The organism is Pseudoroseomonas cervicalis (assembly GCF_030818485.1).
GTDB classification, from domain to species: domain Bacteria; phylum Pseudomonadota; class Alphaproteobacteria; order Acetobacterales; family Acetobacteraceae; genus Pseudoroseomonas; species Pseudoroseomonas cervicalis_A.
In genome coordinates this window covers 12970-39689 of the sequence record NZ_JAUTAJ010000004.1, presented here as the reverse complement: position 1 = coordinate 39689, position 26720 = coordinate 12970, and the positions used below count along the sequence as shown (strand labels likewise).

Annotated in this window: 25 protein-coding genes and 1 tRNA gene; 9 read left to right on the top strand and 17 right to left on the bottom strand. The window is 71.0% G+C overall.

The window, feature by feature from the left end; all coding sequences use genetic code 11:
• Positions 1-39 precede the first annotated feature (39 nt).
• The 5 genes from QE401_RS04005 to QE401_RS03985 all read right to left on the bottom strand — a co-directional run bounded on the left by QE401_RS04005 (position 40) and on the right by QE401_RS03985 (position 5266).
• Positions 40-951, bottom strand: coding sequence for a glycosyltransferase family 9 protein (locus QE401_RS04005; protein ID WP_307136976.1), 912 nt, complete (start codon positions 949-951; stop codon positions 40-42).
• Positions 948-2081, bottom strand: coding sequence for a glycosyltransferase family 4 protein (locus tag QE401_RS04000; protein WP_307136975.1), 1134 nt, complete (start codon positions 2079-2081; stop codon positions 948-950). The genes QE401_RS04005 and QE401_RS04000 overlap by 4 nt, the downstream gene beginning before the upstream one ends.
• A gap of 115 nt (positions 2082-2196) precedes the next feature.
• A complete protein-coding gene (locus tag QE401_RS03995; RefSeq protein WP_307136974.1) occupies positions 2197-3015 on the bottom strand; it encodes a carbohydrate ABC transporter permease in 819 nt (272 codons plus the stop codon).
• Complete coding sequence (locus QE401_RS03990; protein ID WP_307136973.1) at positions 3012-3935, bottom strand: carbohydrate ABC transporter permease; 924 nt, start codon at positions 3933-3935, stop codon at positions 3012-3014. Before QE401_RS03990 ends, QE401_RS03995 begins: the two co-directional genes overlap by 4 nt.
• Positions 3935-5266 carry an ABC transporter substrate-binding protein gene (locus QE401_RS03985; protein WP_307136972.1) on the bottom strand — a complete coding sequence of 444 codons (1332 nt, stop codon included), beginning with the start codon at positions 5264-5266 and terminating at the stop codon, positions 3935-3937. The genes QE401_RS03990 and QE401_RS03985 overlap by 1 nt, the downstream gene beginning before the upstream one ends.
• Before the next feature lie 122 nt (positions 5267-5388).
• On the opposite strand from QE401_RS03985, the gene QE401_RS03980 reads away from it, so the two are divergent.
• Both QE401_RS03980 and QE401_RS03975 read left to right on the top strand, forming a co-directional pair.
• Positions 5389-6546, top strand: a complete 1158-nt coding sequence (locus tag QE401_RS03980) for a fumarylacetoacetate hydrolase family protein (RefSeq protein WP_307136971.1) — start codon at positions 5389-5391, stop codon at positions 6544-6546.
• A complete protein-coding gene (locus QE401_RS03975) occupies positions 6543-7292 on the top strand; it encodes an alpha/beta fold hydrolase (protein ID WP_307136970.1) in 750 nt (249 codons plus the stop codon). Before QE401_RS03980 ends, QE401_RS03975 begins: the two co-directional genes overlap by 4 nt.
• A 203-nt stretch (positions 7293-7495) precedes the next feature.
• Here the strand turns inward: QE401_RS03975 and QE401_RS03970 are convergent, their stop codons facing one another.
• The 3 genes from QE401_RS03970 to lipB form a co-directional block, all read right to left on the bottom strand.
• A complete protein-coding gene (locus tag QE401_RS03970; RefSeq protein ID WP_307136969.1) occupies positions 7496-9049 on the bottom strand; it encodes a UxaA family hydrolase in 1554 nt (517 codons plus the stop codon).
• A 140-nt stretch (positions 9050-9189) separates the two neighbouring features.
• The gene (locus QE401_RS03965; RefSeq protein WP_307136968.1) at positions 9190-10269 is read right to left on the bottom strand and encodes an Ldh family oxidoreductase; all 1080 of its coding nucleotides are present in this window, start codon (positions 10267-10269) and stop codon (positions 9190-9192) included.
• A gap of 105 nt (positions 10270-10374) precedes the next feature.
• Positions 10375-11109 (bottom strand): lipoyl(octanoyl) transferase LipB, encoded by a 735-nt coding sequence (gene lipB / locus QE401_RS03960; RefSeq protein ID WP_307136967.1) that lies wholly within the window; start codon positions 11107-11109, stop codon positions 10375-10377.
• A 110-nt stretch (positions 11110-11219) separates the two neighbouring features.
• On the opposite strand from lipB, the gene QE401_RS03955 reads away from it, so the two are divergent.
• The 6 genes from QE401_RS03955 (at position 11220) to pgmG (ending at position 17783) form a co-directional block, all read left to right on the top strand.
• Positions 11220-11302: transfer RNA gene (locus QE401_RS03955), tRNA-Leu, on the top strand.
• Positions 11303-11392: 90 nt separating this feature from the next.
• Positions 11393-13654: an NADP-dependent malic enzyme gene (locus QE401_RS03950; protein ID WP_307136966.1), complete on the top strand. Its 2262-nt coding sequence runs from the start codon at positions 11393-11395 to the stop codon at positions 13652-13654.
• 147 nt (positions 13655-13801) lie between these two features.
• Positions 13802-14503: a vWA domain-containing protein gene (locus QE401_RS03945; RefSeq protein WP_307136965.1), complete on the top strand. Its 702-nt coding sequence runs from the start codon at positions 13802-13804 to the stop codon at positions 14501-14503.
• Positions 14504-14512: 9 nt separating this feature from the next.
• Positions 14513-15211 (top strand): J domain-containing protein, encoded by a 699-nt coding sequence (locus QE401_RS03940; RefSeq protein WP_307136964.1) that lies wholly within the window; start codon positions 14513-14515, stop codon positions 15209-15211.
• A 134-nt stretch (positions 15212-15345) separates the two neighbouring features.
• A complete protein-coding gene (gene galU, locus QE401_RS03935) occupies positions 15346-16215 on the top strand; it encodes a UTP--glucose-1-phosphate uridylyltransferase GalU (RefSeq protein WP_307136963.1) in 870 nt (289 codons plus the stop codon).
• A 155-nt stretch (positions 16216-16370) separates the two neighbouring features.
• Positions 16371-17783 (top strand): phosphoglucomutase/phosphomannomutase PgmG, encoded by a 1413-nt coding sequence (pgmG, locus tag QE401_RS03930; protein ID WP_307136962.1) that lies wholly within the window; start codon positions 16371-16373, stop codon positions 17781-17783.
• 113 nt (positions 17784-17896) lie between these two features.
• Here the strand turns inward: pgmG and QE401_RS03925 are convergent, their stop codons facing one another.
• Together QE401_RS03925 and QE401_RS03920 are read right to left on the bottom strand one after the other, a co-directional pair.
• Complete coding sequence (locus QE401_RS03925) at positions 17897-18265, bottom strand: hypothetical protein (RefSeq protein WP_307136961.1); 369 nt, start codon at positions 18263-18265, stop codon at positions 17897-17899.
• A gap of 128 nt (positions 18266-18393) precedes the next feature.
• Entirely contained in the window at positions 18394-19293 is a 900-nt protein-coding gene (locus tag QE401_RS03920; RefSeq protein WP_307136960.1) for a DMT family transporter, read from the bottom strand.
• Between the two features lie 109 nt (positions 19294-19402).
• Here QE401_RS03920 and QE401_RS03915 point away from each other — a divergent pair, with 109 nt between their 5' ends.
• Entirely contained in the window at positions 19403-20509 is a 1107-nt protein-coding gene (locus QE401_RS03915; RefSeq protein ID WP_307136959.1) for a DSD1 family PLP-dependent enzyme, read from the top strand.
• Positions 20510-20566: 57 nt separating this feature from the next.
• Here the strand turns inward: QE401_RS03915 and metW are convergent, their stop codons facing one another.
• The 7 genes from metW to QE401_RS03880 all read right to left on the bottom strand — a co-directional run bounded on the left by metW (position 20567) and on the right by QE401_RS03880 (position 26717).
• Positions 20567-21166, bottom strand: coding sequence for a methionine biosynthesis protein MetW (gene metW, locus QE401_RS03910; RefSeq protein WP_307140178.1), 600 nt, complete (start codon positions 21164-21166; stop codon positions 20567-20569).
• Positions 21167-21386: 220 nt separating this feature from the next.
• On the bottom strand, positions 21387-21893 hold the full coding sequence (locus tag QE401_RS03905; RefSeq protein WP_307136958.1) for a F0F1 ATP synthase subunit B family protein: 507 nt from the start codon (positions 21891-21893) through the stop codon (positions 21387-21389).
• A 23-nt stretch (positions 21894-21916) separates the two neighbouring features.
• Positions 21917-22531, bottom strand: a complete 615-nt coding sequence (locus QE401_RS03900) for a F0F1 ATP synthase subunit B family protein (protein ID WP_307136957.1) — start codon at positions 22529-22531, stop codon at positions 21917-21919.
• Between the two features lie 71 nt (positions 22532-22602).
• On the bottom strand, positions 22603-22830 hold the full coding sequence (locus QE401_RS03895; protein WP_007434456.1) for an ATP synthase subunit C family protein: 228 nt from the start codon (positions 22828-22830) through the stop codon (positions 22603-22605).
• Between the two features lie 85 nt (positions 22831-22915).
• Positions 22916-23671: a F0F1 ATP synthase subunit A gene (locus QE401_RS03890; RefSeq protein ID WP_307136956.1), complete on the bottom strand. Its 756-nt coding sequence runs from the start codon at positions 23669-23671 to the stop codon at positions 22916-22918.
• A 22-nt stretch (positions 23672-23693) separates the two neighbouring features.
• Positions 23694-24002 carry an AtpZ/AtpI family protein gene (locus QE401_RS03885; RefSeq protein WP_271135949.1) on the bottom strand — a complete coding sequence of 103 codons (309 nt, stop codon included), beginning with the start codon at positions 24000-24002 and terminating at the stop codon, positions 23694-23696.
• A gap of 66 nt (positions 24003-24068) precedes the next feature.
• Positions 24069-26717: a putative bifunctional diguanylate cyclase/phosphodiesterase gene (locus QE401_RS03880; RefSeq protein WP_307136955.1), complete on the bottom strand. Its 2649-nt coding sequence runs from the start codon at positions 26715-26717 to the stop codon at positions 24069-24071.
• Positions 26718-26720 lie beyond the last annotated feature (3 nt).

Here is a 26720-nt window from a genome sequence, read left to right as displayed (position 1 = left end):
AAGTCTTTTTGCTTCTTTTTCTTCAGAAAAAGAAGATTCTCAATGCCTTAGCTTCTCCAGCCGCTGGAGAACCTCGTCCGGCGACAGGCTCTCGAACGGCACCCGCCGCAGCACCGCGGCCCTGGGCCCGCGCGGCGCGGCCAGGGCCGGGTCGCTGTCCGGCCCGAACAGGCTGAGCGTCGGGCAGCCGGTGGCGGCCAGCAGATGGGTCGGGCCGGTGTCATTGCCCAGGGCGAATTCGGCACGCCGCGCCAGGGCGCCGATCTGGCCCAGGCTGGTGCGGCCGGTCAGGTCGATGGCGGCGGGGGATGCGGCGCGGATGGCCTCGGCCAGGGGCCGCTCGGCGGGGCCGCCCAGGATGGCCACCGGCAGGTCCAGGCGAGAGGCGAGCTGCGCGAAGTGCTCCACCGGCCAGCGCTTGGCCGGGCGCCCCGGCGAGGCGCCGGGCACCAGCAGCCCGAAGCGTGGCGGCAGGCCCAGGGGGGAGAGGTCCTCCTCCAGCCAGTCCAGCGCCGGATCCGGGAAGGCGGTGATGCCGGCGGCCTGCAGCTGCTCGCGCTGGCGTTCCAGCGTGTGCAGGGAATCGCGTGCCGGGTTGGCGTGCGGGTGGCTGGCGCCGCGGGCGATGCCCGACCATTCCGGGCGCGGCCCGGTGAACAGCCGGTAGCGCGAGGAGCGCGAGGAGGTCTGCAGATCATAGACCCGGTCGAAGCCGGCGCGGCGCAGGCGCCAGGCCAGGCGCGCCACGGCAGGCAGGTCGGTCCAGGCGGGGCGGCCATCGGCCCAGATGCGGTCGAACCAGGGGGCGCGGCGCAGCAGCCCGGCAAAGGGCGGCGTGGTCAGCAGGGTGATCTCGGCACCCGGGTGATGCGCGCGGATGGCGGCGAAGGGGCCGAAGGCCTGCACGACGTCGCCGAGCGCCGCCAGCTTGATGACCAGGATGCGCCTCATGCGCCGAGCAGCTCCCGATAGACGGCGATGGTCGCCTCCTGCATCGCGGCGGTGGTGTAGCGCAGCCGCACCACGGCCTGGGCGCGGGCGCCGAGGGCCGCGCGCGCCTCGGCCGGCAAGGCCAAAGCGCGGGCGATGGCGGCGGCGAGCGCATCCGCATCGCCGGGCGGCACTCGCCAGCCGGTGACGCCTTCCTCCACCGTCTCACGCGGGGCGCCGAGATCGGCGGCGATGACCGGGCGCGCCATGGCCTGGGCCTCCACCACCGAGCGGCCGAAGGCCTCGGCATCGGTCGAGGCGTGCAGCACCAGATCGGCCAGCAGCAGGGCGGCGGGCATGTCCTCGGCATGGCCGGGCAGGATGACATCGGCGCCGAGGCCGAGCGACTGGGTGCGCTGGCGCAGCTCGGCCGCATAGGCGCCGCGGCCGGTCTCGCCGGCCAGGATCAGGAAGGGGCGCGGCGCGGGCAGGCGGGCGAGCGCCTGCAGCGCCACCTCCTGCCCCTTCCAGCGGCTGATGCGGGCGGGCAGCAGCAGCACGGGGCGGTCCTGCGGCACGCCCCAGGCGGCGCGCAGCTTCGCCACACGCCCGGGCGCCACCATGGCGGGGTCGAAGACGCGCGGGTCGACGCCGCGCGGGATGATGCGGATGCGACCAGCGTCGGTGTGGTGGCGGGCCTGCACCAGCTCGGCGATGAAGCGGCTGATGGCGATGACACGGTCGCCGCGCGCCATGACCGAGTTGTAGAGGCGCTTGCCGAGGAAGTTCTCGTTGTAGGTGCCGTGATAGGTGGTGACGAAGGGCAGGCCGGCGGCGCGGGCGGCGCGCAGGCCGGACCAGGCCGGGCCACGGCTGCGGGCATGGATCAGGGCGATGCCGTGCTCGGCCACCAGGCGCTGCAGGGCGGCGGCATTGGCCAGGATGGCCCAGGGTGTCTTGCGGTCGAGCGGCAGGGTGACGTGGCGGGCGCCGAGGGCTTCCAGCGCCGGCACCAGCCGGCCGCCGGCGGAGGCGACGATGGGGCGGTAGCCGGCCAGGGCCTGGGCCTCGGCGATTTCCAGGGTGCCGCGTTCGACGCCGCCGCTGTTCAGGGCGGGCAGGAGCTGCAGGATGGCGGGCCGGTCGGACATGCCCCCCGCTTACCGGCGCGCCCCGTTCCTGACCAGCCCGCATCGGCGCTGCCCTGGAAAGGGCCGCAGATGCGGGGGCCCGGGGGAACTCAGTTCCCCCGGTTTTCTTCCTGTTTTATCCCCCCTTCACGCCCCCCGCGGTGAGCCCGGCGATGATCTGCTTCTGCGCCAGCAGGGTGAGCAGCAGCACCGGCAGGGTCACCAGCAGGGCGGCGGCGGCGAGCGGCCCCCAGGAGATCTGCTCGAAGGTCAGCATGTTGTTCACGGCCACGGGCAGGGTGCGGGTTTCGCGCCCGGCCAGGACCATGGCGAAGATGAAGTTGTTCCAGGAGAAGATGAAGGAGAGGATCACCGCGACCGTGATGCCCGGCCTGGCCAGCGGGAAGGCCACGTGGCGGAAGGCCTGCCAGATATTGGCGCCGTCGACCAGGGCGGCCTCCTCCAGCTCGGCGGGCAGGCCTTCGAAGAAGCCGATCATCACCCAGACGGTGATGGGCACGGTGATGACCAGGTGGGTGATGATGATGGGCGTCAGCGTGCCGGTCAGCCCCAGCCACTGGAACAGCAGGAAGAGCGGGATGAGGTAGGACAGGCCCGGGGTGATGCGGGCGATGAGGATGAGCATGGCCGCCCGCGTGGCGCGCATCTTGGCGATGCCGTAGCCGGCGGGCACGCCGATCAGGATGGCCAGCCCGGTGGCGGTGAAGGAGACGATGATGCTGTTCCAGGTGTAGAGCAGGAAGTCGTTCCGCTCGAACACCGCCAGGAAATTGTCCCACACCACCGGGTTGGGGATGAAGACGGGCGGCCAGTCGGTGTTGTCCAGCTCGGTCTTCAGGGAGAGGGACAGCATCCAGAGGAAGACCATCGCGCCGGGCGAGATCAGCAGCAGCACCGCGAGGCCGAAGCCCAGCTTTTCGAGGGCGCGGGTCATAGCGCGTCCTTCACCCGGTTGCGGGTCCAGAGCAGCAGCCCCGCGAGCGAGACGATCAGCAGGAAGAACACCACCACCACCGCGCTGGCATAGCCCATGTTGTAGTAGGCGAAGCCCTGCAGGTAGAGGAAGATGTTGATGGTCTCGCTGCTGGTACCGGGGCCGCCCTGGGTGATGACGTAGATGGTGTCGAAGGCCTTCAGCGCGTCGATGGCGCGGATGATGAGGGCCACGACGATGAAGGGCATCAGCAGCGGCAGGGTGATGTGGCGGAAGCTCTGCCAGGGGCTGGCGCCGTCGATCTTCGCCGCCTCATAGGGGTCCTGCGGCAGGGAGGCGAGGCCGCCGAGCACGATCAGCATGACCAGCGGCGTCCAGTGCCAGACCTCGACCATCACCAGGGTCGGGATGACGGTCTTCGCGTCATAGATCCACATGCTGGGCGGGATGCCGAACTGCATCAGGATCCAGTTCAGCACGCCGAGCTGCGGGTGGAACATCATGGTCCAGACCAGGGCGACGGCGACGGGGGTCGCCATCATCGGCAGGATGAAGATGGTGCGCGCCAGGCCGCGCAGCGGGAAGTTGCGGTTGAACACCAGCGCCGCGGCGACGCCGAGCACCATCGGCAGCACCACCGCCAGCGCGGTGAAGTAGAGAGTGCGCGCGACCGACCAGAGGAAGCGCTCATCGGTGAACAGCTTGCGGTAATTGTCGAGCCCGACATAGGCGTGGCCGCCGCCGATCTTCCAGTCATGCGCCGACATGAACAGGGTGAAGGCCCAGGGGAAGAGGATGACGGCCAGCACCACCAGCCCGGCCGGCACGATGAACCACACATAGTTGCGGGCGTAGTTGCGGCGGCGGGTGGTGCCCGCCGCCGCCCTGCCGCCGGGCAGGGCCGCGGTGGCATTGCCCATCAGGTGGCGCGCTCCGACTGCTCCAGCACCGGGCGGAAGGCGTCGGTGGCGCGCTTCAGCTCGGTGGCCGGGTCGGCGCCGCCGATGGTGTTGGTGAGCGCGGTGCCGATTGTGTCGCGGAACTCGGTGACCGGCACGATCTCCGGCAGGCCGGGGCGGGCGATGCGCGCGCTCTCGATCAGAGTGGTGAAGAATTCGCGCGGGAAGCGGCTGGAGGCGATCGCCTCCTCGTTGCGGAAGGGGCTGCTGCGGGCCGGCGCGCCGGCGCCGCTGGTCAGGTAGCGCAGCTGGTTCTGCTTGCCCGTCGCCCATTGCACATAGAGCCAGGCGGCGCCGCGGCGGCGGCTCTGCTCGCTGATGCCGAAGCCGGTGCCGAACAGGCAGCAATGATGATGCGCGGGACCCGCCGGCACCACCGCATAGCCTACCTTGCCGGCGACGCGCGAGCGGGTGCGGTCCTCGAGCGGCGCGGCGAAGCCCACGCCATCGATCCAGAAGGCGGCGCGGCCCTGCATGAAGGTGGTCTGGCACTCATTCCAGTTGAAGCCGACATTGCCGGGCGGCGCGCAATCGCGCATCAGCTTCTGGTACATCTCGGTGGCCCAGATCGCGTCCGGCGTGTCGGTCAGCAGCTTCATCTCGGCGCTGACCGTGTCGCGCTGCCGGGTGCCGAGCAGGAAGGAGGACCACAGCACCACATTGGCGTTGCGCAGCCCCCTTCCGACGAAGCCGTATTGCTGCTTCGAGGGGTCGGTCAGCGCGCGCGCCGCCGTGTAGAGCTCGTCGAAGGTCTTCGGCACGGCGATGTTCTTCGCCGCCAGAAGATCCTTGTTGTAGTAGAGGATGAAGTAGTCGGTGAATTCCGGCAGCGTGTCCATGCGGCCATCCGACTGGGTGGAATAGGCCACCGCTCCTTCCCCGAAATCGCCGAAGTCGAAATCCGGCGCCGTCATCGACGCGTCCTGGATCAGCGGCTTGACGTCGGCGCACCAGCGGGCGCGGCCGACCTGGCGCTTGTTGACGTGCAGGCTGATGCCGACCACGTCGAAGGAGGGCCGGCCGGAGGCGAATTCGATGGCGAATTTCTGGCGGTGCTGCTGCTCGGGGATCTGCTCGGCGCCGACCTTGATGCCGGTCAGCTCCTCGAATTCCCGCTGGTGCTGCACCAGCAGGGCGGAGCGCGGATTGGCCGTCAGGCTGACCTCGACCTTCTCGCCCTTGAAGCGCTGCCAGTCGAAGGCCTGCTGGGCACCCACGCGCTGGACCAGCGCGGGCGCCGCCAGCACGCCGGCGCCCAGGCGCAGGGCGCTGCGCCGCGAGATCTTCACCATACCGTTGTCCTCCATCCCCGGACTGCGCCGGGTGTGACGTTATCGTTCCACCGCCGGCCGGCGGATGGCAAGCCGGAACGGAAGGCGCTAGGACAGAGGCCGGGAAAAAGGGAACGCCGCGCATGAGCCGGACCGAGGATGGATTGCCAACCGCTCTCCCGCAGGATTGGCGCGAGGGGCATTTCGCGCTGCGCGCCGAGGGGAAGCAGGGCCCGCTGGTGCTGGCGCTGGCCGGCGGCCGCGTCTACGACATGACCCCCGCCTTCGCCACCGCCAGCGCCTGGCTGAACGCGCCGGACCCGGTGGGCGCCATCGCCGAGCGCGGCCGGCCGATCGAGCTTCAGGTCGAGGCGCTGCTGGCGGGCAGCGGCCCCCTCACCCTGCTGGCGCCTTTCGACCTGCAGGCGCTGAAGGCCTGCGGCGTGACCTATGTGCGCTCGATGATCGAGCGGGTGATCGAGGAGCGCTGCCGCGGCGACGCCACCCAGGCCGAAGGGGTGCGCGCCGAGTTCCGCGCCATCATCGGCGAGGACCTGACCGCGCTCCGCCCCGGCAGCCCCGAGGCGATGCGACTGAAAGAAAACCTGATCGCGCGCGGCTGGTGGAGCCAGTATCTGGAGGTCGGCATCGGCCCGGATGCGGAGATCTTCACCAAGGGCCAGCCGCTCTCCGCCGTGGGCTCGGGCGCGCGCATCGGCATCCATCCCGGCAGCGCCTGGAACAATCCGGAGCCGGAGGTGGTGCTGGCGGTCAATGGCGAGGGGCGGATCCTCGGCGCAGCCCTCGGCAACGATGTGAACCTGCGCGATGTCGAGGGCCGCTCCGCCCTGCTGCTCGGCCGCGCCAAGGACAACAACGCCGCCTGCGCCATCGGCCCGGCGATCCGGCTGTTCGATGCCGGCTTCACCCTGGAAGACATCCGCCGCGCCGAGATCACCCTCGACATCACCGGCACGGATGGCTTCTCGCTCTCCGAGCGCGGCGCGGTCGGCAGCATCAGCCGCGACCCGGCGGAGCTGGTGGGCCAGCTGGTCAACCCGCACCACCAATATCCGGATGGCGCCGCCTTCTTCCTCGGCACGCCCTTCTCGCCGTCCAAGGATCGCGACGCGGCGGGGATGGGCTTCACCCACCATATCGGCGATACGGTGCGCATCGCCAGCCCGCGCCTCGGCGCGCTGGCCAATGTCGTGGACCGCACCGATGCCTGCCCGCCCTGGCGCTTCGGCCTGGGCGCGCTGATGGCCAATCTTGCCAGACGAGGATTGTTGACCGCATGAGCCTGAAGGAAGAGACCGGCCGCCTGGATCGCGGCGATGGCACCGAGCTGGCCTGGGCGCGGCTGCCCGGGCGCGGCCCCACCGTCGTGTTCCTGGCCGGCTTCCGCTCCGACATGGAGGGGAGCAAGGCGATCGCGCTGCGCGATGCCTGCGCGGCGCGCGGCCAGTCCTTCCTGCGCTTCGACTATTCCGGCCATGGCGCGAGCGGCGGGGTGTTCGAGGAAGGCTGCATCGGCGAATGGGCCGGTGACGCGGCCACCGTGCTGGAGCGGCTGACCGAGGGGGAGCTGCTGCTGGTCGGCTCCTCGATGGGCGGCTGGATCTCCATGCTGATGCTGCGGCGCTTCCCCGAGCGGGTGCGCGGCTTCCTCGGCATCGCCGCGGCGCCGGATTTCACCCGGCGGCTGATGTGGCCCGCCTTCTCCGATGTGCAGCGCGAGACGCTGATGCGGGAGGGCGTGCTGTGGCTGGACAGCCCCTATGGCCCGCCGGTGCCGATCACCCGGAAGCTGATCGAGGATGGCGACCGGCAGAGCGTGCTGGACCGGCCGCTGGAATTCGCTGGCCGGGTGCGGCTGCTGCAGGGCATGCGCGATGCCGAGGTGCCGTGGGGCACCGCCGCCGACATCGCCGCCACGCTGACGACCGGGGATCTGCGCATCACCCTGGTCAAGACCGGCCAGCACCGCCTGGCCGAGCCCGAGGAGCTGGCGCTGTTGACGGAGACGCTGGCCGAGTTCCTGTAAGGCGCTGTTTGACAATGCCGCCAGCGAGCAAAGGCCTGAGGCCTTTGGAAGTCCATTTGTCTGACGTCTTCAACGGATGGCGGGTGCAGGGGACCCTGTCCCCTGCTGGGGGAGTTTGAGGGGGCAAAGCCCCCTCAAGCCCGCAATGGCCCTTAAATATCCCGGCGGGAAGGGGCTCCCCCTCCCCGCCGCGCCGCGCCGCCTCAGCCGGTGATGCCGATATTCCAGGGCGCGAATTCATGGCGCCCGAGGCCCAGCTCCTCGCTCTTGCTGCGCTCGCCCGAGGCCACCCGCAGGATCTGCTCGAAGATCGCCTGCCCCATCTCCTGCAGGCTTTTGGTGCCGTCGAGGATCTCGCCGCAATTGATGTCCATGTCCTCCTCCAGCCGGCGGTACATGGGCGTGTTGGTGGCGAGCTTGATCGACGGCGCCGGCTTGCAGCCGAACATCGAGCCGCGGCCGGTGGTGAAGCAGATGATGTTCGCCCCGCCCGCCACCTGGCCGGTGGCCGAGACCGGGTCGAAGCCCGGGCTGTCCATGAAGACGAAGCCCGGCTGCGTCACCTTCTCGGCGTAGCGATAGACCTCCATCAGCGGCCCGGTGCCGCCCTTCATCGAGGAGCCCAGCGACTTCTCGAAGATGTTGGCCAGGCCGCCGGCCTGGTTGCCGGGGCTGACCACGCCATTGATCTGCGTGTCGCGGCCGGGGGTGTAGACATCCTTCCACCAGCGGATGCGCTCGATCAGCTTCTCGCCCACCGCCTGGCTGGCGGCGCGGCGGGTCAGGGTGTGCTCGACGCCATAGATTTCGGGCGTCTCCGACAGGATGGCGGTGCCGCCATGCCGCGTCAGGATGTCCATGGCGTGGCCCAGCGCCGGGTTGGCGGTGATCGAGGAGAAGCCGTCCGAGCCGCCGCATTGCAGCCCGACCTTGATGTGGCTGGCCGGCACGGTCTGGCGCGTCACGGCGTTGGCGTCCGCCAGCAGCTCACGCACCATGGCGATGCCGGCCTCGATGCTCTTCCGGGTGCCGCCCATCTCCTGCATGCTGTAGTGGCGCAGCTTCGGCCCGGCCTGCAGCCCCTGCTCCTCCATCAGCCCGGCGATCTGGTTGCGCTCGCAGCCCAGGCCGATCACCAGCACGGAATGGATGTTGGGGTGGCGGATATAGCCGGCCAGCGTGCGGCGCAGCAGCTGCATCGGCTCGCCCGACAGCTCCATGCCGCAGCCGGTCTGGTGGGTGAAGGCGGCGACGCCATCGACATTGGGGAATTCCGCCAGCCGCTCCGCCGTGAAATGGTCGGCGATGGACTGCACCACGGTCGCCGAGCAGTTCACGGTGGAGACGATGCCGATGAAGTTGCGCGTCGCCACCTGGCCATCCGGGCGGACAATGCCCTGGAAGGTGGCGCGCTCGGCCTCCGGCACCATTTCCAGCGGGCGGTAGTCCTGGCCGATGGCGTAGTCGCGGTCGAATTCGGTGAAGGCGATGTTGTGGCCGTGCAGCATGGTGCCGGCCGGCAGATCCTCGGCGGCGAAGCCGATGGTGACGTTGTATTTCAGCACCGGCTCGCCCTTGCGCAGCGCGCGGGTGGCCAGCTTGTAGCCGGCCGGCACCGCCTCGCGGGCGATGATGTTCTCGCCCGGGATGACCGTGCCGGCCTCCACGGGGATGCGGGCGACCACGACATTGTCGTCCGGATGCAGGCGGATGACGGGGCCGTTCAGGCGCTTGGCGGACAGATCGATCAGCGACATGGGGCAGGGTCCTGGACGTTCTTTTTTTCGGTTGGCCCGTCGGGCGCCGTGACGTCCGGCGGCGGGCGCCCCTGTTCAGGGGTGTTTGGACCGGCGGCACCCTCCCGGCAGGGGGGTCTGCGCCGCCGGCCGGTCGCGTGTCAGGCCGTGGCGGGTTCGGCCGCCAGGGGCCGCGGCAGGGTGACGCCGAGGCGTTCGGCCAAAGGCTGCATCGCCTCGATGATGCCAGGGGCCAGGGTGACGCCGTCGCGCAGCGCCGTCTCGCGCAGCGACAGCCCCTTCTGGCCGGGCAGCCGCACCGGCGGCATTCCGGGGCGGGGTGCTGCGGCGCGGCAGGCCGCGGTGGTGTGGCCGGTCTGGCGGGTGAAGGCATCGAGCCCGGCGAAGGCCTCCGGGTCGATCACCTGCAGGAAGACGCTGGCCAGCATGCCGGCCGGCTTGTCCACCCGGCCATGACCGGACAGGCCCTGGGTCAGCGCCTCGGTCACCAGCGCCCAGCCATAGCCCTTCTGGCCATGGTCCAGCCCGCCCGCCGGCAGGATGGTGCCGCCACGGGTGATGGCCGCCGGGTCGTCGGTCGGCGTGCCGTCCTGCTCCAGCAGCCATTGCTGCGGGAAGCGCTCGCCGCGCCGCACCAGGCGCTGGCTCATATTGTTGGTGGTGATGGAGGCGCTGATATCGGTCACCACCGGCACCTCCCCGGTCGGGAAGCCGGCGGCGAAGGGGTTGGGCGAGAACACGCCCTGCCGGGCGCCGAAGGGCGCCACGCTCGCCGAGCCGGGGGCGCTGCTGTAGAGCAGGCAGACCAGGCCGCGCTCCGCCGCCCGCGCCGGATAGACGGCGAGGCACCCGATATGGTGGCTGTTGCCGATGGCGATGGAGACGGTGCCATGGGTCTTCACCCGCTCCATGGCGAGATCCAGCGCCCGCATGGTCAGCCAGCCGCCCGGCAGGGCGCGGCCATCCCAGGTCAGGCAGGCGCCGCGGTCGGCGATGATCTCGGGCTCGCCCTCCAGCGCCATGCGCCCGGCCTCGATATCCTCGAGATATTTGGGCAGCAGGCCGAGGCCATGCGTCACATGGCCCATCAGATCCGACTCGACCAGCACCTCGGCCATCACCGCGGCCTTGTCGGCCGGGGCACCGGCGGCGCGGAACAGCGCGGCGGCGGAATCCTGCAGGGCGGTCGCGTCAAAGCGCGGCGGGGCAGCAGCGGCCATTCCCGGCTCTCCTTTCCTCCAACTCGTCGGATGATCCCACGGGTGGAGGGGGAGGGCAATTCGCGGGACCGCGAAAACCGCCCTGCCTTGCCCCGGAGCCGCCCGTCAGACGGCGCCGCGCAGCGCCGCCTCGGCCACCGCTTCCTCGGGCGCAGGGGTCTCGAACACCTCGCCCCAGGCGCCCTTCAGCGCGCTGTCCAGCTCCTCCATCGTGGCGGTGACGCCGAGCTTCCACAGGCTGGTCACCCCGTGCTGGCGGATGCCGCAGGGGATGATGCCGGCGAAATGCGACAGGTCCGGCTCCAGATTGATGGCGATGCCATGCCAGGTGACCCAGCGCGTCACCCGCACGCCGATGGCGGCGATCTTGTCCTCCCGCCCGCCATCGGCGACCCAGATGCCGACGCGCCCCTCGCGCCGCTCGCCGCGGATGTTGAAGCGGTCGAGGGCGCGGATCACCCATTCCTCCAGCCCGTGCACATAGGCGCGGATGTCGCGCGCCGGCACGGGCCCGTGCTTCCGGTTCAGGTCCAGCATGACATAGGCGGTGCGCTGGCCGGGGCCGTGATAGGTCCATTGCCCGCCGCGCCCGGCCTGGAACACCGGGAAGCGCGGATCGACCAGCCCCTCGGGCGTCGAGGAGGTGCCGGCGGTGTAGGTGGGCGGGTGCTCGACCAGCCAGATCCGCTCCGCCGCCTGGCCGGCGCGGATCGCCTCGATCCGGGCGCGCATCTCGGCCAGCGCCGCCGGGTAGTCGGTCAGCCCCTCGGCCACGCGCCATTCCGGCGGCGGCGCGGCGGCGGGGGTGTCGGCGGGGGCGGGCAGGTCTTGGGTCGTCATGCGGCGGAGATGGCACATCCCGGCGAAATATCCACCGGAACTTCGCCACGGGGCGTTGCCGGGCCGGGCCGCATCGGCTATACGCCCGACCCTGTCGATATGACCATTGTGCGGCCATGGCGGAATGGTAGACGCGTCAGCTTGAGGTGCTGGTGGGGGCAACCCCGTGGAAGTTCGAATCTTCTTGGCCGCATATTTTCCCTAATCGCCCCGCTTGCCATCCGGTCCAGGTCCCTTGTGGCCCGCCACCGGCTCCGTCATCGTCCGGGGCACGGAGGTGCCAATGGACGAGGATTTTCGCAAAGCCGCTCTCGACTATCACCGGCTGCCCCGCCCCGGGAAGCTGAGCGTCGAGGCCACCAAGCGCATGGCCACCCAGCGCGACCTGGCGCTGGCCTATTCGCCCGGTGTCGCGGCCGCCTGCGAGGCGATCGCCGAGGACCCCCGCGCCGCCTATGACATGACCACCCGCGGCAACATGGTCGCGGTCATCACCAATGGCACCGCCGTGCTCGGCCTCGGCGCCATCGGCGCGCTGGCGTCCAAGCCGGTGATGGAAGGCAAGGCGGTCCTCTTCAAGAAATTCGCCGGCATCGATTCCATCGATCTGGAAGTGGAAGAGCGCGACCCGCAGAAATTCATCGACGCGGTCGCGGTGCTCGAACCCTCCTTCGGCGCGATCAACCTCGAGGACATCAAGGCCCCCGAGTGCTTCATCATCGAGCAGACGCTGCGCGAGCGGATGAAGATCCCGGTCTTCCATGACGACCAGCATGGCACCGCCATCATCGTCGCCGCCGCCGTGCGCAACGGGCTGCTGCTGCAGGGCAAGACGCTGGCCGAGGCGCGCATCGTCACCTCGGGCGGCGGCGCCGCGGCGCTGGCCTGCCTCGACCTGCTGGTGGCGATGGGCGCGAAGCGCGAGAACATCACCGTCACCGACATCAAGGGTGTGGTCTATGTCGGCCGCACCGAGCTGATGGACCCCTACAAGGACCGCTACGCGCGCGAGACCGAGGCGCGCACGCTGGAGGACGCGCTGCCCGGCGCCGATGTCTTCCTCGGCCTCTCCGCGCCGCGCGTGCTGAAGCCGGAATGGCTGCCCAAGCTCGCCCCGCGCCCGCTGGTGCTGGCGCTGGCCAACCCCGAGCCCGAGATCCTGCCCGAGGCGGTGCGCGCCGCGCGCCCCGACGCCATCGTGGCCACCGGCCGGTCGGACTACCCGAACCAGGTCAACAACGTCCTCTGCTTCCCCTTCATCTTCCGCGGCGCCCTCGATGCCGGCGCCACCACCATCAACGAGGCGATGAAGGTCGCCGCCGTCGAGGCCATCGCCCGGCTGGCGCGCATCGAGGCCTCCGAGGTGGTGGCGGCGGCCTATGGCGGCCATGCCCCGGTCTTCGGCCCCGAATACATCATCCCCAAGCCCTTCGACCCGCGGCTGATCCTGGAGATCGCCCCGGCCGTGGCGCGGGCGGCGATGGATTCCGGCGTCGCCACCCGCCCCATCACCGATTTCGCCGCCTATCGCGAGACGCTGGAGCGCTTTGTCTACCGCTCGGGCGATCTGATGCGCCCGGTCATCCACGCCGCCCGCAAGGCGCCGAAGCGCGTGGCTTACGGCGAGGGCGAGGATGAGCGCGTGCTGCGCGCCGTGCAGTCCGTGCTGGATGACGGCATGGCCGAGCCGGTGCTGATCGGCCGCCGCCACGTCATCGAGGCCAAGGTGAAGGCCATGGGCCTGCGCATGGACCTGGAGGAGAGCGTGCGCCTGCTCGACCCCGAGCAGGACAAGGAGGTGTTCGGCCCGCTGGTCGAGCTGTACCGCGCCAAGGTCAATCGCCGCGGCGTGCCGCCCGATGCCTGCGCCCGCTTCGTCCGCACCCGCCCGACGGTCGCCGCCGCCCTGCTGCTGGAGACCGGCCAGGTGGACGCCGCCATCGTCGGCGGCCAGGGCGAGTGGATGCGCCACTGGCACCAGGCCTTCGACGTCATCGGCAAGCGCGCCGACGTCAACCGCGTCTATGCGCTGACCGGCGTCATCCTGCCGGCCGGCACGCTGTTCTTCGTCGACACCCATCTGCTGGTCGACCCGACCGCCGAGCAGGTGGCCGAGATGACGCTGCTGGCGGCCGAGCAGGTGCGCGGCTTCGGCATGGTGCCCAAGGTCGGGCTGCTCTCGCACTCCTCCTTCGGCGCCTCCCAGGCGCCGTCGGCCCGCAAGATGCGCGAGGCGCTGCGCCTGATCCAGGCCGCCGCCCCCGATCTGGAAGTGGATGGGGAGATGCATGCCGATGCGGCGCTCGTCCCCGCCATCCGCGACAAGGCGGTGCATGACAGCCGGCTGACCGATTCGGCCAACCTCCTGGTCATGCCGAACCTCGATTCCGCCAACATCGCCTACAACCTGGTGAAGGCGGCGGCGGACGGGCTGCAGCTCGGCCCGATCCTGCTCGGCATGAACAAGCCGATCCACGTCCTGGTGCCGAGCGTGACCGCGCGCGGCATCGCCAACCTGACCGCCCTCGCCTCCGCCCAGGCTTGATTCTTTCGGGCTGTATTTCTTTCGGGCTGCCGCCGTCCCGTTTCCAAGTGGGACGCGGCAGGCCGGAAGCGGCACGGGTGGTGCGGGGGCGGCCTTCCGCTGCCCCGGGGCGGTGACATCGCGCCCCTGCGGGGCCATCTTCCCCGCATGGCGCAACCACCGGCCCGACCCACCACCGGCGCGATCGCCGCCTTCCTCCAGCAGGTGGAGGCGGTGCCGGCGCTGCGCACCACGGCGCATCGCCCGGCCCGGCTGGTCTTCGGCATCGACGCCACGGCCAGCCGCCAGCCCAGCTGGGACCGCGCCTGCCAGCTCCAGGCCGAGATGTTCCTGGCCGCCGCGTCGCATGGCGGCCTGGCCATCCAGCTCGCCTACTATCGCGGCCATGCGGAATTCGCCGCCACCCCCTTCCTGGAGGATGGCGCGGAGCTGGCCCGCCGCATGGCCGGCATCACCTGCCTCGGCGGCATGACGCAGATCGGCGCGCTGCTGCACCACGCCCTCGCCCAGGCGGCGAAGGAGCGGCTGGCCGCCCTGGTCTTCGTCGGCGACGCGATGGAGGAGGCACCCGACCCGCTCTGTCACGCCGCCGGCCAGCTCGGCCTGCGCCAGGTGCCGGTCTTTGTCTTCCAGGAAGGCGAGGATCCGGCCGCGACCGCCACCTTCCGCCAGATCGCCCAGCTCTCGGGCGGCGCGCATCACAGCCTCGGCCCCGGCAGCGCGGCGCGCCTGGCGGAGCTGCTGCGCGCGGTGGCCGTCTATGCCGCCGGCGGCCATGCGGCGCTGTCCCGCCTGCCCGGCCCGGCAGCGCGCAGCCTGCTGGCCCAGCTCCCTCCCCCGGCGCGCTGAGGCCGCGCCATGCCCTGGCTGCTCGGCATCGTCGGCCTGCTGCTGCTGCTCGGCCTGCTGGCGCATCTTTTTGTCAGCGCCAGCACCGCCCAGGTTCGGCGCTATGGCGGCGTGCTGATGGTTGTGCTGGGCGGGTTGCTGGTGCTGCTGACCCTGGCCCTGGTGCCGCTGCTGGCGATCGCCGGGCGGCTGGTCCAGGCCGCGCCCCTGCTGCTGATCCTGGCGCCCGCCGCGCATGCGCTGTGGCGGCGCTGGCGCAACGCACGGCAGATGCGCGCGCCGCCGCCGCAGACCAGCACGCTCGAAACGCCCACCCTGGCGATGCGCCTCGACCATGCCAGCGGCACCCTCTCCGGCCGGGTGAAGCGCGGCCGCTTCACCGGGCGCGAACTGGCCGAGCTGGACCTGCCCGCGCTGCTGGAATTGCTGGCTGATTGCCAGGCCGCCGATGCCGAGAGCCTGCCGCTGCTGGAAGCCTGGCTGGACCGCGCCCATCCCGGCTGGCGCGCGACGCCGCCCCCCGCCGCGGACGACGCGCCGATGGACCGCGCCGCCGCACTCGCCCTGCTCGGCCTGGCCGAAGGCGCCTCACCGGACGAAATCCGGGCGGCGCATCGGCGGCTGATGCGGCACGCCCATCCCGACCATGGCGGAAATGCCGAGCTCGCGGCGCAACTGAACCGGGCGCGCGATCTTCTGCTCGGGTGAAGTTCATCGTTTTGGCTCGGGCCGATCAATTGCCCAACCGTTAACGGCGTGGCAATGCTCTCCGTCAGGACAGCCTTAGTTCCGCCGCTTCCGGGTGGCCTGATGATGCGACCCCAGCCAGGAGGACCTGCTGAGTGACGAAACCCCTGAAGAAGGCCGTGCTGCCGGTCGCCGGCCTGGGCACGCGATTCCTGCCCGCCACCAAGGCGCTGGCCAAGGAGATGCTGCCGGTCGTCGACAAGCCGCTGATCCAGTACGCGGTGGAAGAGGCGCGCGCCGCCGGCATCGACCAGTTCTGCTTCGTCACCGGCCGCGGCAAGACCGCGATCGTCGAGCATTTCGACGTGGCCTATGAGCTGGAGCGCACCCTGCAGGAGCGCGGCAAGCTCGACATCCTGGAGGATCTCCGCCGCCAGGCGCAGATGCCGGGCAGCATCACCACGGTGCGCCAGCAGGTCCCCATGGGCCTCGGCCACGCCATCTGGTGCGCCCGCTCCTTCATCGGCGACGACCCCTTCGCCATCCTGCTGCCCGACGACCTGATGCTGTGCAAGACCTCCTGCACCCAGCAGCTGGCCGAGGCCTATTACGAGACCGGCGGCAATGTCGTGGCCATCGAGGAAGTCCCGATGGAGCGCGTCAACAAGTATGGCGTGCTGGACGTGGCCGAGGACAAGGGCAAGCTGGTCTCGGTCAAGGGCCTGGTGGAGAAGCCGAAGCCGGAGGACGCCCCCTCCAACCTCACCGTCATCGGCCGCTACGTGCTGATGCCCGAGGTGCTGCCCTTCCTGGCGATGATGGAAAAGGGCGCCGGTGGCGAGGTGCAGCTGACCGACGCCATGGCCAAGCTGATCGGCACCCAGCCCTTCCACGGCCTGCGCTATGAGGGCCGCCGCTTCGATTGCGGCGACAAGGTCGGCTTCCTCGAGGCGCAGATCGCCTTCGCCCTGCAGCGCCCGGACATCGCCCAGGCGGTGCACGACTTCCTGCCGAAATACGTCTGAGGCGCGCGGCGTGGCGGCGACCCGCCACGCCCGGCCGCCCGGCCGTGTGACCGGCCCTTCGCGATGGCGCGGCCCGGACAGGCCGCGCCGTTCTGCATCAATCCTCGCCGTCCTGGCCCGCCCTTCCCTCGGACGTCCCTGACAAGGATCCCCGGATGACCGCCTTCCGCCACAGCTTCCACGCCACCTCGCTGCGCGAATACGACATCCGCGGCGTGGTGGGCAAAACCCTCTCCGGCGCGGACGCCTTCGCCATCGGCCGCTGCTTCGGCAGCATCGTCGCGCGCCAGGGCGGCAAGAAGGTCGCGGTCGGCTATGATGGCCGCCTCTCCTCGCCCGAGCTGGAGGCGCAGCTGGTCGCCGGCCTCGTCGCCTGCGGCCTCGAGGTCGCGCGCATCGGCTGCGGCCCGACGCCGATGCTCTACTTCGCCGCCTATGAGCTGGGCGCCGATGGCGCCGTCATGGTCACCGGCAGCCACAACCCGCCGGACTACAACGGCTTCAAGATGATGCTGGGCAAGAAGCCCTTCTTCGGCCAGCAGATCCAGGAGATCGGCCGCATGGCCGCCGAGGGCGATGTGGTGCCCGAGGCCTCCGGCAGCTCGACCAAGGTCGATGTCTCCGACGCCTACCTCGCCCGGCTGGTGCAGGATTATGATGGCGGCGACCGCGCCCTGAAGGTGGTCTGGGATCCGGGCAATGGCTCCGGCGCCGAGATCACCCAGCGCCTGGTGCAGAAGCTGCCCGGCCAGCACAGCGTCATCAATGGCGAGATCGACGGCAATTTCCCGAACCACCATCCGGACCCGACCGTCCTCAAGAACCTCGCCCAGATCATCGCGCGGGTGAAGGAAGAGGGCGCCGATCTCGGCATCGCCTTCGATGGCGACGCCGACCGCATCGGCGCCGTCGATGGCGAGGGCAACATGCTGTTCGGCGACCAGCTGCTGGTGGTGCTGGCGCGCGACGTGCTGAAGGCGCATCCGGGCGGCACCATCATCGCCGACGTCAAGGCCAGCCAGGTGCTGTTCGACGAGGTCGCCGCCGCCGGCGGCACGCCGCTGATGTGGAAGACCGGCCACTCCCTGATCAAGGCCAAGATGGCCGAGACCAAGTCGCCGCTGGCCGGCGAGATGTCGGGCCACATCTTCTTCGCCGACAAATGGTACGGCTTCGACGACGCGCTCTACGGCGCCGTGCGCCTGCTCGGCATCGTGGCCCGCGCCGACCAGTCGCTGGCCGCCATGCGCGACGCCCTGCCCAAGGTCATCAACACCCCCGAGCTGCGCTTCGACTGCCCGGATGAGCGCAAGTTCGGCGTCATCCAGGAGGTGAAGCAGCGCCTCGCCCAGTCGGGCGCCAATGTGCAGGATGTCGATGGCGTGCGCGTGCTGACCGAGGATGGCTGGTGGCTGCTGCGCGCCTCCAACACCCAGGCCGTGCTGGTCGCCCGCGCCGAGGCCAAGACCGAGGCCGGGCTGGAGCGGCTGAAGGCGCTGCTGGCGGAGCAGGTGACCGCGTCCGGCCTGGAAGCCCCGGATTTCTCGGGGGAGAATGCGGGGCACTGAGAGACCTGGCCAGGGGGCGCTGCCCCCTGGACACCCGCCGGGGGGATACGATCCCCCCGGCCCCCGCGATCAGGGGGCTGGCGAGGCCAGCCAGGGTCGGGCTGACCGGGCGGTCAATCCGAGGCCGCGCCGCTGGCGCGGAACCGCAGCATGATCGGCAGAAGCACGCAGATCAGGACGGGGATGCAGAGCATCAACCCGATGCCGAACGGCGCCGTCACGGCGCAAACCCCCACGGCCCAGATCATCACCAGCCAGCGGCGCCTGTCATTCGGCTGAAGCAGGATGAGGCCCGCCAGCAGCAGGCACGGCGCCACCAGCAGGAAGAAAACCCCCGCGAGCGCCCGATAGTGCTCGATGCGGAAGAAAACGAATTCCGGCACATAGGCATAGAGCGGCGTCTGCAGCAGCAGCACCGGGATGAGCGGTAGCATACCGACACCGCCGATGATGATTGCCGCGACGGAAAGACCCCTGCGCATCCCCCGGCTCCATCCGGCTCTGGTGCAACGATAAGGGGAGAATCAGGAGGCAGGAAGCGGGCTTCCACGCCAGTGCCGCAGCCCGGGCGACCAAGGCCGCATCACCGGCCCGAAGGCCCCCCTGCGCCCTATTGCGGATGCACCGCCGGCGCCCGCGCCCAGCCCTTCGGCTTGCGCACCTTCTCCCGCAGGAAGGTCATCACGCCCGACAGGATGATGATGGCGACGCCCAGCGCCATGATCGGCTCCAGATGGTCGCCGAACACCCAATAGCCGAAGCCGATCGCCCACAGCATCTGGCTGTACTGCGCCGGCGCCACCAGGCTGGCCGGGATGCGCTGCGAGGCCAGCATGACCAGGATATTGGCCAGCGCCGCCAGCAGCCCATAGCCCAGCACCCAGACCCATTGCATCGGCGTCGGCCAGACGAAATCCGGGAGCATCAGCAGGCCGCAGCCGACAATCGGCCCGATCAGCCCGGCGCCATAGAGCGACAGCCGCGTCTCGCTGCGGCCATAGGCGCGCATCATCACCACCGTGACGGCCCCCGACAGCCCGCCCACCACGGCGCCGACATGGCCGATATTCAGTTCGCGGAAGCCGGGCCGCAGCACGATCAGCACACCGACGAAGCCCAGGATCACCGCGCACCAGCGCCGCCAGCCCACCGGCTCCTTCAGGAACAGCACGGAGAGCAGCGTCACGAAGCTCGGCATCAGGAACAACAGGCAGAAGGCCTCGGCCATCGAGAGATGGGTGAAGGCGGTGACGCTGCCCAGGCTGCCGGTCAGCGCCGCGGCGGCGCGCACCAGCCACATCCAGCCATTGCGGGCGCGGAAGATGCCCAGATAGCTCTCGCCGCGGGATTTCAGGAAGGGCAGCGCCACCACGCCGGACAGCGCGCCGAAGAACACCGCCTCATAGGCGCTGAGGCTGCCATGCAGCAGCTTCACCGAGGCGTCGCTCACCGCATAGGCGGCATAGGCCAGGAAGGCCAGCAGGATGCCTTGCGGCGAGGTGCGGTCCATGAGAAGCCCGAAAAGTCGTGCAGCGCCGCATGTGACGCAGCAGGGCCGCCCTCGCCAGGGTGGGAATGGTGACAATTCGGCATCGCTGCCGTGCAGGAAAGGCCGCCTCATGCTGCAACGCCCCCCCGCCGAGCCCGGCATGCGCGAGGAGGAGGTGGACACCCCGGCGCTGATCCTCGACCTCGACGCCTTCGAGGCCAATCTGGACGCCATGGCGGCCTTCCTGGCGCCGACGGGGGCGAAGCTCAGGGCCCATGCCAAGACGCACAAATCCCCGGTGGTCGCGCTGCAGCAGATGCGCCGCGGCGCGGTCGGGCAATGCGTGCAGAAGGTGGCCGAGGCCGAGGCGCTCGCCTGGGGCGGCGTGCCGGACATCCTGGTCTCGAACGAGGTGGTCTCGCCGCGCAAGCTGGCCCGGCTGCTGGCGCTGTCGGCCATCAGCAAGGTGGCGCTCTGCGCCGATGATGCCGCCGGCGTCGCGCTGATCGAGCAGGCGGCCGAGGCCGCCGGCCAGCGCGCCACGGTGCTGGTGGAGATCGATGTCGGCGCCGGCCGCTGCGGCGTGGCGCCGGGGCCGGAGGCGGTGGCGCTGGCAAGCCGCATCGCCGCCAGCCCGCATCTGATCTTCGGCGGGCTGCAGGCCTATCACGGCAGCGCCCAGCATATCCGCAGCCCGGAGGGCCGCGCCGCTGCCATCGAAGCCGCCATCGGGCAGACCCGCCGCAGCGTCGAGCAGCTGCGCCAGCAGGGCCTGGCCTGCGCCATCGTGGGCGGCGCCGGCACCGGCACCTTCCCGCATGAGGCGGCGAGCGGCGTCTACAACGAGGTGCAGGCCGGCTCCTACGCCTTCATGGATGCGGATTACGCCGCCAATGAGGACGCCCCGCCCTTCCGCCATGCGCTGTTTGTGCTGGCCCAGGTGATGAGCGCGCCGCGCCAGGGCTTCGCCGTGCTGGATGCCGGGCACAAGGCGGCGCCGACCGATTCGGGCTTCCCCAAGGTCTGGCAGCGGCCCGGGCTGCGCTATGCCGGCGCCTCGGACGAGCATGGCAATCTGCTGGCCGAGGACGGGCCGGCGCCGAAGCTGGGCGAGAAGCTGCGCCTGGTGCCCGGCCATTGCGACCCGACCATCGACCGCTATGACTGGTTCGTGGGCGTGCGCAACGGGCGGGTGGAATGCCTGTGGCCGATCACCGCGCGGGGCGCGATGCAGTAAGGGAAGGCCGGGGGGACAGGGTCCCCCCGGACCCCGCCTTCAGTTCGGCACCCGCCTTCAGCCCTTCGTCAGCATGAACAGCGCCTGCTCGCCGAACAGGTTCGCCAGCCGCACCGAGCGCTTCCAGGGCGCGCGCAGGCCGCGCTCATCGACGGCCAGCCACTGCTCCACCCGGTAGCCATCGCCGGCGCAGAGGTCGAAGAAATCCAGGATGGTGCAGGGGTGGATGTTGGGCGTCTCGTGCCAGGGGCGGCCCCAGGTCTCGGTCATCGGCATGCGGCCGGTCAGCAGCAGCTTCATCCGCACCTCCCAATGGCCGAAATTGGGGAAGGAGACGATGGCGTGCCGGCCGATGCGCAGCATCTGCCGCAGCACCTCGCGCGGGCGTTCCACCGCGTGCAGCGTGCGCGACAGCACCACATAGTCGAACGCCCCGTCGGGGTAGAAGGCCAGGTCGTTGTCGGCATCGCCATGGATCACCGCCAGCCCCTGGGCGACGGCCGCGGTGGCCTGGTCCATGTCGATCTCGATGCCGCGGGCATCGGCGTGCTTCTCGCGCTCCAGATGTTCCAGCAGCGCGCCATCGCCGCAGCCGATATCGAGAACGCGGGTGCCGGGCGCGATCATTTCCGCGATCAGCCGCAGATCGAGGCGCATGTTCTTGGCGACGTAGCGGACCGGGGCGTGGGTATCGGGCACGGTGTTTCCTGACCCGCCGGCGGGCAGCGCCCGCCGGACCTGGAAGAGAAGAAGGGGGCGCGGGGGAAGGCTTTCCCCCGCCCTTGCTTCCCCCTTTAGTCCCACGCTGGCGCGCAGGCAAAACGCGAACGGGGGCCCAAGGGCCCCCGCTGCTCATCCCGGCCTGGAGAAGGCGGTATCAGGCGGCGCGCAGCGCGCGCGGCAGGTCGGAGATCGCCTGGTCGATCAGCTTCGCGTCGCCGGTGGCGTCGAGGGTGGTGGCGATCACCTCCCGCGCGGCGCTGGCGGCGATGCTGGCGGCGGCCTGGCGGACCTCGGCCACGGCGCCGGCCTCGGCGGCGGCGATGCGGTCCATCGCCATGCGCTCGCGGCGCTTGGCGGAGGCCTCGGCATCGGCGGCCGCGGCGGCGGCAAGGCGCTCGGCCTCGGCCTTGGCGCGGGCGATCATGGCCTCGGCCTCGGCGGCGGCGGCGGCGCGGTCGGCCTCGGCCTGGCGGCGCATCGCCTCGGCCTCGGCGCGCAGCCGCGCGGCCTCATCCAGCTCGGCGCGGATCTTGTTGGCGCGGGCGTCCAGCGCCTCGGTCGCCTTGGCCCACATCGTGCGGCCCAGCAGGACGACGAAGATGACGAAGGAGACGGCGACCCAGAATTTCGGGTCCAGCCAGAAATGCTCGTAGTGGTGCATGCTGCCCTCCTCTCGCCCGGCTCTTATGCCTTGCCCTGCGCGGCCAGCTCACGCTGGACGGCGGCGGACACGGCGGCCTCGTTGCTGCTGCCGGTCAGGCGCTGCACCAGCGCGTTGGCGGTGTCGGTGGCCACCTCGCGCAGCGCGCCCATGGCGGCGTCGCGGGCGGCGGCGATGCGCGCCTCGGCGCTCGCGATCTGCTGGTTCAGCCGCTCGTTCAGCGCCGCGCTGCGGGCGGCGACATCGGCCTGGGCGGCCTCGGTGGCGGCGGTGATGGCGGCCTGGCTCTCGGCGCGCGCCTTGGCGGTCGCGGCCTGGTGTGCGGCCATGGCGGCATCGGCCTCGGCCTTGGCGGCGCGGGCGGCGTCGAGGTCACCCTCGATGCGGCTGCGGCGCTCCTCCAGCACGGAGGCGGCGCGCGGCAGCACGATGCTGGACAGCACGTAGTAGAAGACGCCGAAGATGATCAGCAGCCAGACCACCTGCGCCAGCATCAGCGGGTTGCCGAAGTCGAGCTGCGGCATGCCCTCGGCCGCGGAGGCGGCGGTGGTGGAGGCGGCCATCGCCAGCGTGGCGAGCGCCAGCCGGGCGGTGAGGGTGTTTCCGGGCTTCATCATCTGCGTCCTCGGGCTGCTCATCCTGCTCGGCCCTCCAGCTGGCGGGCCGACAATCCGATGGCGCGCGGGACGGGCCCGCGCGCCAGCCGGGATCAGGTGAACAGGATCAGGAAGGCGATCAGCAGCGCGAACAGCGCCACGGCTTCCGTCAGGGCGAAGCCCAGGATGCCGATCGGGAAGACGGTGTCGCGCGAGGCCGGGTTGCGGGCAACCGAGGCGATCAGCGTCGAGAAGATGTTGCCGAGGGCCAGGCCCACGCCGAACAGGGCGAGGACGGCGATGCCGGCACCAATGGCCTTAGCAGCAAGCACGAGTTCCATCAGAAGATTCCCTTCGCTGATCTGATGTTGATCCGCCAGACGCGGGTCCTGGAAAGACGTGGCCCCCTTGTGGGGACTGACCCCGTCAGTGCAGGTGCACCGCGTCGTGCAGGTAGATGCTGGTCAGGATGGCGAACACATAGGCCTGCAGGAAGGCGACCAGGAGCTCGAACCCCACCAGGAGCACGTTGACCGTCAGCGGCAGCGCCGCGACGACGGGCCCGACGATGCCGAGGCCGCCCAGCAGCACGACGAAGGTGGCGAACACCTTCAGCAGCACGTGGCCGGCGACCATGTTGGCGAACAGACGGACCGAGAGGCTGATCGGACGGGAGAGGTAGGACACCACCTCGACCGGCACGATGATGGGCGCGAGCCAGAGCGGCGCGCCCTCGGGGAAGAAGTAGCCGAAGAACTTCTTGCCGTGCAGCGTGAGCGCCACGATCGTCGTCACCAGGAACACCAGGAAGGCCAGGCCGAAGGTGACGGCGATGTGGCTGGTGTAGGTGAAGGCGTAGGGCAGCAGGCCGATCACGTTGCCGAACAGCACGAACATGAACAGGGCGAAGACGAAGGGGAAGTAGCGCTTCCCCTCATGCCCCACCTGGCCGGTGACCAGGTTCTCGACGAATTCGTAGAAGGTCTCGGCCAGGGCCTGGAAGCGGCCCGGCACCACGGCGCGCGGGGCCATGCCCATCGCCATGATCAGCACGATCACCACGCAGGCGGCCAGCATATGGGCGTTGGACTGGGTGAAGTTCACCGCCGCGCCAATCGGCCCGAAGGCGTGCGTCAGCTCGAACTGGCTCAGCGCGTCGATCGTCTTGCCTTCGGCGGCCACTGCGGCTCTCCCGTATCCGGTGCTAACTGCGCGCGCCGCGCCGGGGGCTGAACAGTCGGTAGACGTTCAGCACCCCCGCGGCACCACCCACCACGAAGAAGACCAGGAAGAGCCAGGGAAAACTGCCGAGCCAGCGGTCAAGGAGCCAGCCGATCCCCGCCCCCGCGATGAGGGCCGACACCACCTCGATCCCCGCCCGCAGGCCGATCCGCAACGCGCCCCCGGGCAGCCCGCCAGGGCCGCCTCCGGCAGCGTCATCGGCGCCCTTGTCCAGGCCGCGGCGTTGCCGGGCCTCGCGCAGGCGCGCATCGAAATCGTCGCGTTCGTTCACCCTTGCTCCCGTTGCGGTCCCCCCGCCGGAAGGCTGGACGGCTCGTAAGGGGGCGTTCATGGAGTGTCAAGTGCGTGGCGCATCGCAGCACGCCCGGGCGCCGGCCTCCGGCGCCGCGCCGCCGGTCCCTGCCGCGCTCTCCGCGCCGACCTCCGCCCCCGCCTCCGCCCCCGCCTTCGCCCCGGGGGCGGCCGCGGCCTCGCCACCGGCGTGGCGCAGCGGCTCCGCCCCGGCGCCGCGCAACGGCTCCACCCCGGCGCCGCGCAATGGCTCCACCCCGGCGCCGCGCGCCAGCGCCGCCATCGCCTCGGGCGGCATCGGCCGGCCCAGCAGGAAGCCCTGCACCGCGTCGCAGCCCAGCCGGCGCAGCGCCGAGAGCTGCTCGGGCGTCTCTACCCCCTCGGCCACCACCGTGGCGCCCAGGCCATGCGCCAGGCGCAGGATGGTCTCGACGATGCGGATGCTGTTGTGCTCCGGCGCCGTCAGGTCGCGCACGAAGGCGCGGTCGATCTTCAGCACGTCGAAGGGCAGGCGCTGCAGATAGGCCAGCGAGGAATAGCCGGTGCCGAAATCATCCAGCGCCACCCGCACCCCCAGCTGGTGCAGCGCCTGCAGCGCGGCGCGCGCCGCCTCGGCATTGCGGATGAACACGCCCTCGGTCAGCTCGATCTCCAGCAGGTCGGGCGGCAGGCCGCTCTCGGCCAACGCCTCGCGCACCAGCGCCACCGCCTGGTCGGAGGCGAACAGCATGGCCGAGAGATTGACCGCCACCGGCATGGCCAGCCCGGCCTCGCGCCAGCGCAGCGCCTGGGTGCAGGCGGCGCGCAGCACATAGCGGCCGAGTGTCGCCGCCATGCCCGCCTCCTCGGCCACCGGCACGAACAGCGCCGGCGGGATGGCGCCGCGCCCGGCATGGTCCCAGCGCAGCAGCGCCTCGCAGCCGATCGGCCGGCCGCTGGCGATGCAGAATTTCGGCTGGTAGAGCAGGTGCAGCTCCCCGGCCTCCAGGCCGCGGCGCAGCTCGCCCTCCATCTCGCGCCGCTGCTGCAGCGCCGTCTCCATGCTGGGGTCGAACAGCACGGCGCCGCTGCGCCCCTCCGCCTTGGCGCGGTACAGCGCCACATCGGCGCGCTGCTGCAGCAGCTCGGCGTGGCCGCCATGCACAATCCCGATGGCGCTGCCGATGCTGAGGCCGGATTCGATCAGGCTGCCATCGATGCGGAACGGGGCCTGCATCACCTTCACCAGCCGCGCCGCCAGGGTGGTGACGTCCTGCGGGCCGCTGACATCGGCCTGGATCACCGCGAATTCGTCGCCGCCGATGCGCGCCAGCGTGTCGGCGCGGCGCAGGCAGGAGCGGATGCGCTCCACCGCCGCCACCAGCAGCCGGTCGCCCACCGGGTGGCCCAGCCGGTCATTGACCGACTTGAAGCGGTCGATATCCAGGCAGTGCAGCGCGAAGCCGGCGCTGTGCCCGGCCCGCGCCTTGGCCAGGGCGGCGTTCAGCCGCAGGCCGAAGAGCAGCCGGTTGGGCAGGTCGGTCAGCGGGTCGTGCTCGGCCAGATGGCGCATCCGCTCCTCGGCCGCCTTGCGGTCCGAGATGTCGAGGCCGATGAACACCACCCGCCCGGCGCCGCGCCCGCCCCGCGCCGCGCCAGTGGCGGAGAGCCCCCGCGCCGCGCCAGCGGCGGAGAGCCCCGGCGCCGCGCCAGCGGCGGGGAGTGCCGAAACCGCGTCGGCGGCGGAGAAGCCCGGCACCGCGACGGCGGTGGAGAGCAGGGTGCGCTCCCGCCCCTCGGCATCGCGCAGGGTGCGCTCCTGGAAGGGCAGCGGCCCGGCGCTGGCCAGCGCCTGGGCCAGCCGCGCCTGCTCGCCGGCCGGCACCGCCTGGGCGGCGGGGCCATGGAAGCGGGCATGCGCCTCGTTCATGAACAGGAAGCGGCCCTCGCGGTCGAAGGCGCTGATCATCGCCGGCAGGCTGTCGATCAGCGCGCGCAGCGTGCGCTCGGTCTCCGCCTGGCGCTCGGCCGCGGCCTCGGCATGGCGCTTGGCGGCGCGGGCGCGGCGCGATTCCAGCACCAGCAGCCCCATCAGCAGCCCGGCCGAGAGCACCAGCCCGATGCCGGAGGCGATGAAGCTCCAGGTCAGGCTGCGCATGCCCGACACCGCCTCGCTGGCGGCGTGGTTGCGCTCCAGATGCAGCTGGCGGTTGGCCTCGCGCAGCTGGTCCTGCAGCGCGCCGAGCCGCGCCAGAAGCGGCGGCAGCGCCTCCGCCTGGCCGGCCAGCAGCCGGGCCACCCCCTCCTCCATCACTGTCATGGTGCGCAGCAGCTCGGGCGTGGCGGCGCGCAGCCGCTCGATCTGGGCGTATTCCTCGGGCCGGTCGGTGCCGCGCAGCAGCAGGATGCGGCTGTAGAGCACCTCGAACTGCTCGCGCAGCCCGGCATCGTCCAGCCCGCCGGCCTGGCGGCGATGCAGCGCCGCCTCGAAGCGCGCCGCCTCGATGGCGGCGTGGCTGGCCATCCACAGCCCGCTGCGCTGCATGCGCGCCTCCAGCCGGTACTGGCCGCGCGCCTGCAGCATGGAATAGCCGAGCGAGACGAAGAAGATCAGCGCCGCCGCCGCCAGGCCGAGCTGCAGCCGCCGCTCCCGCCCGCGCAGCAGACGCCCCAGACGGCGCAGGAAGGGCGGTCTGGCCGCGTCCGGCGCCGGCATGGC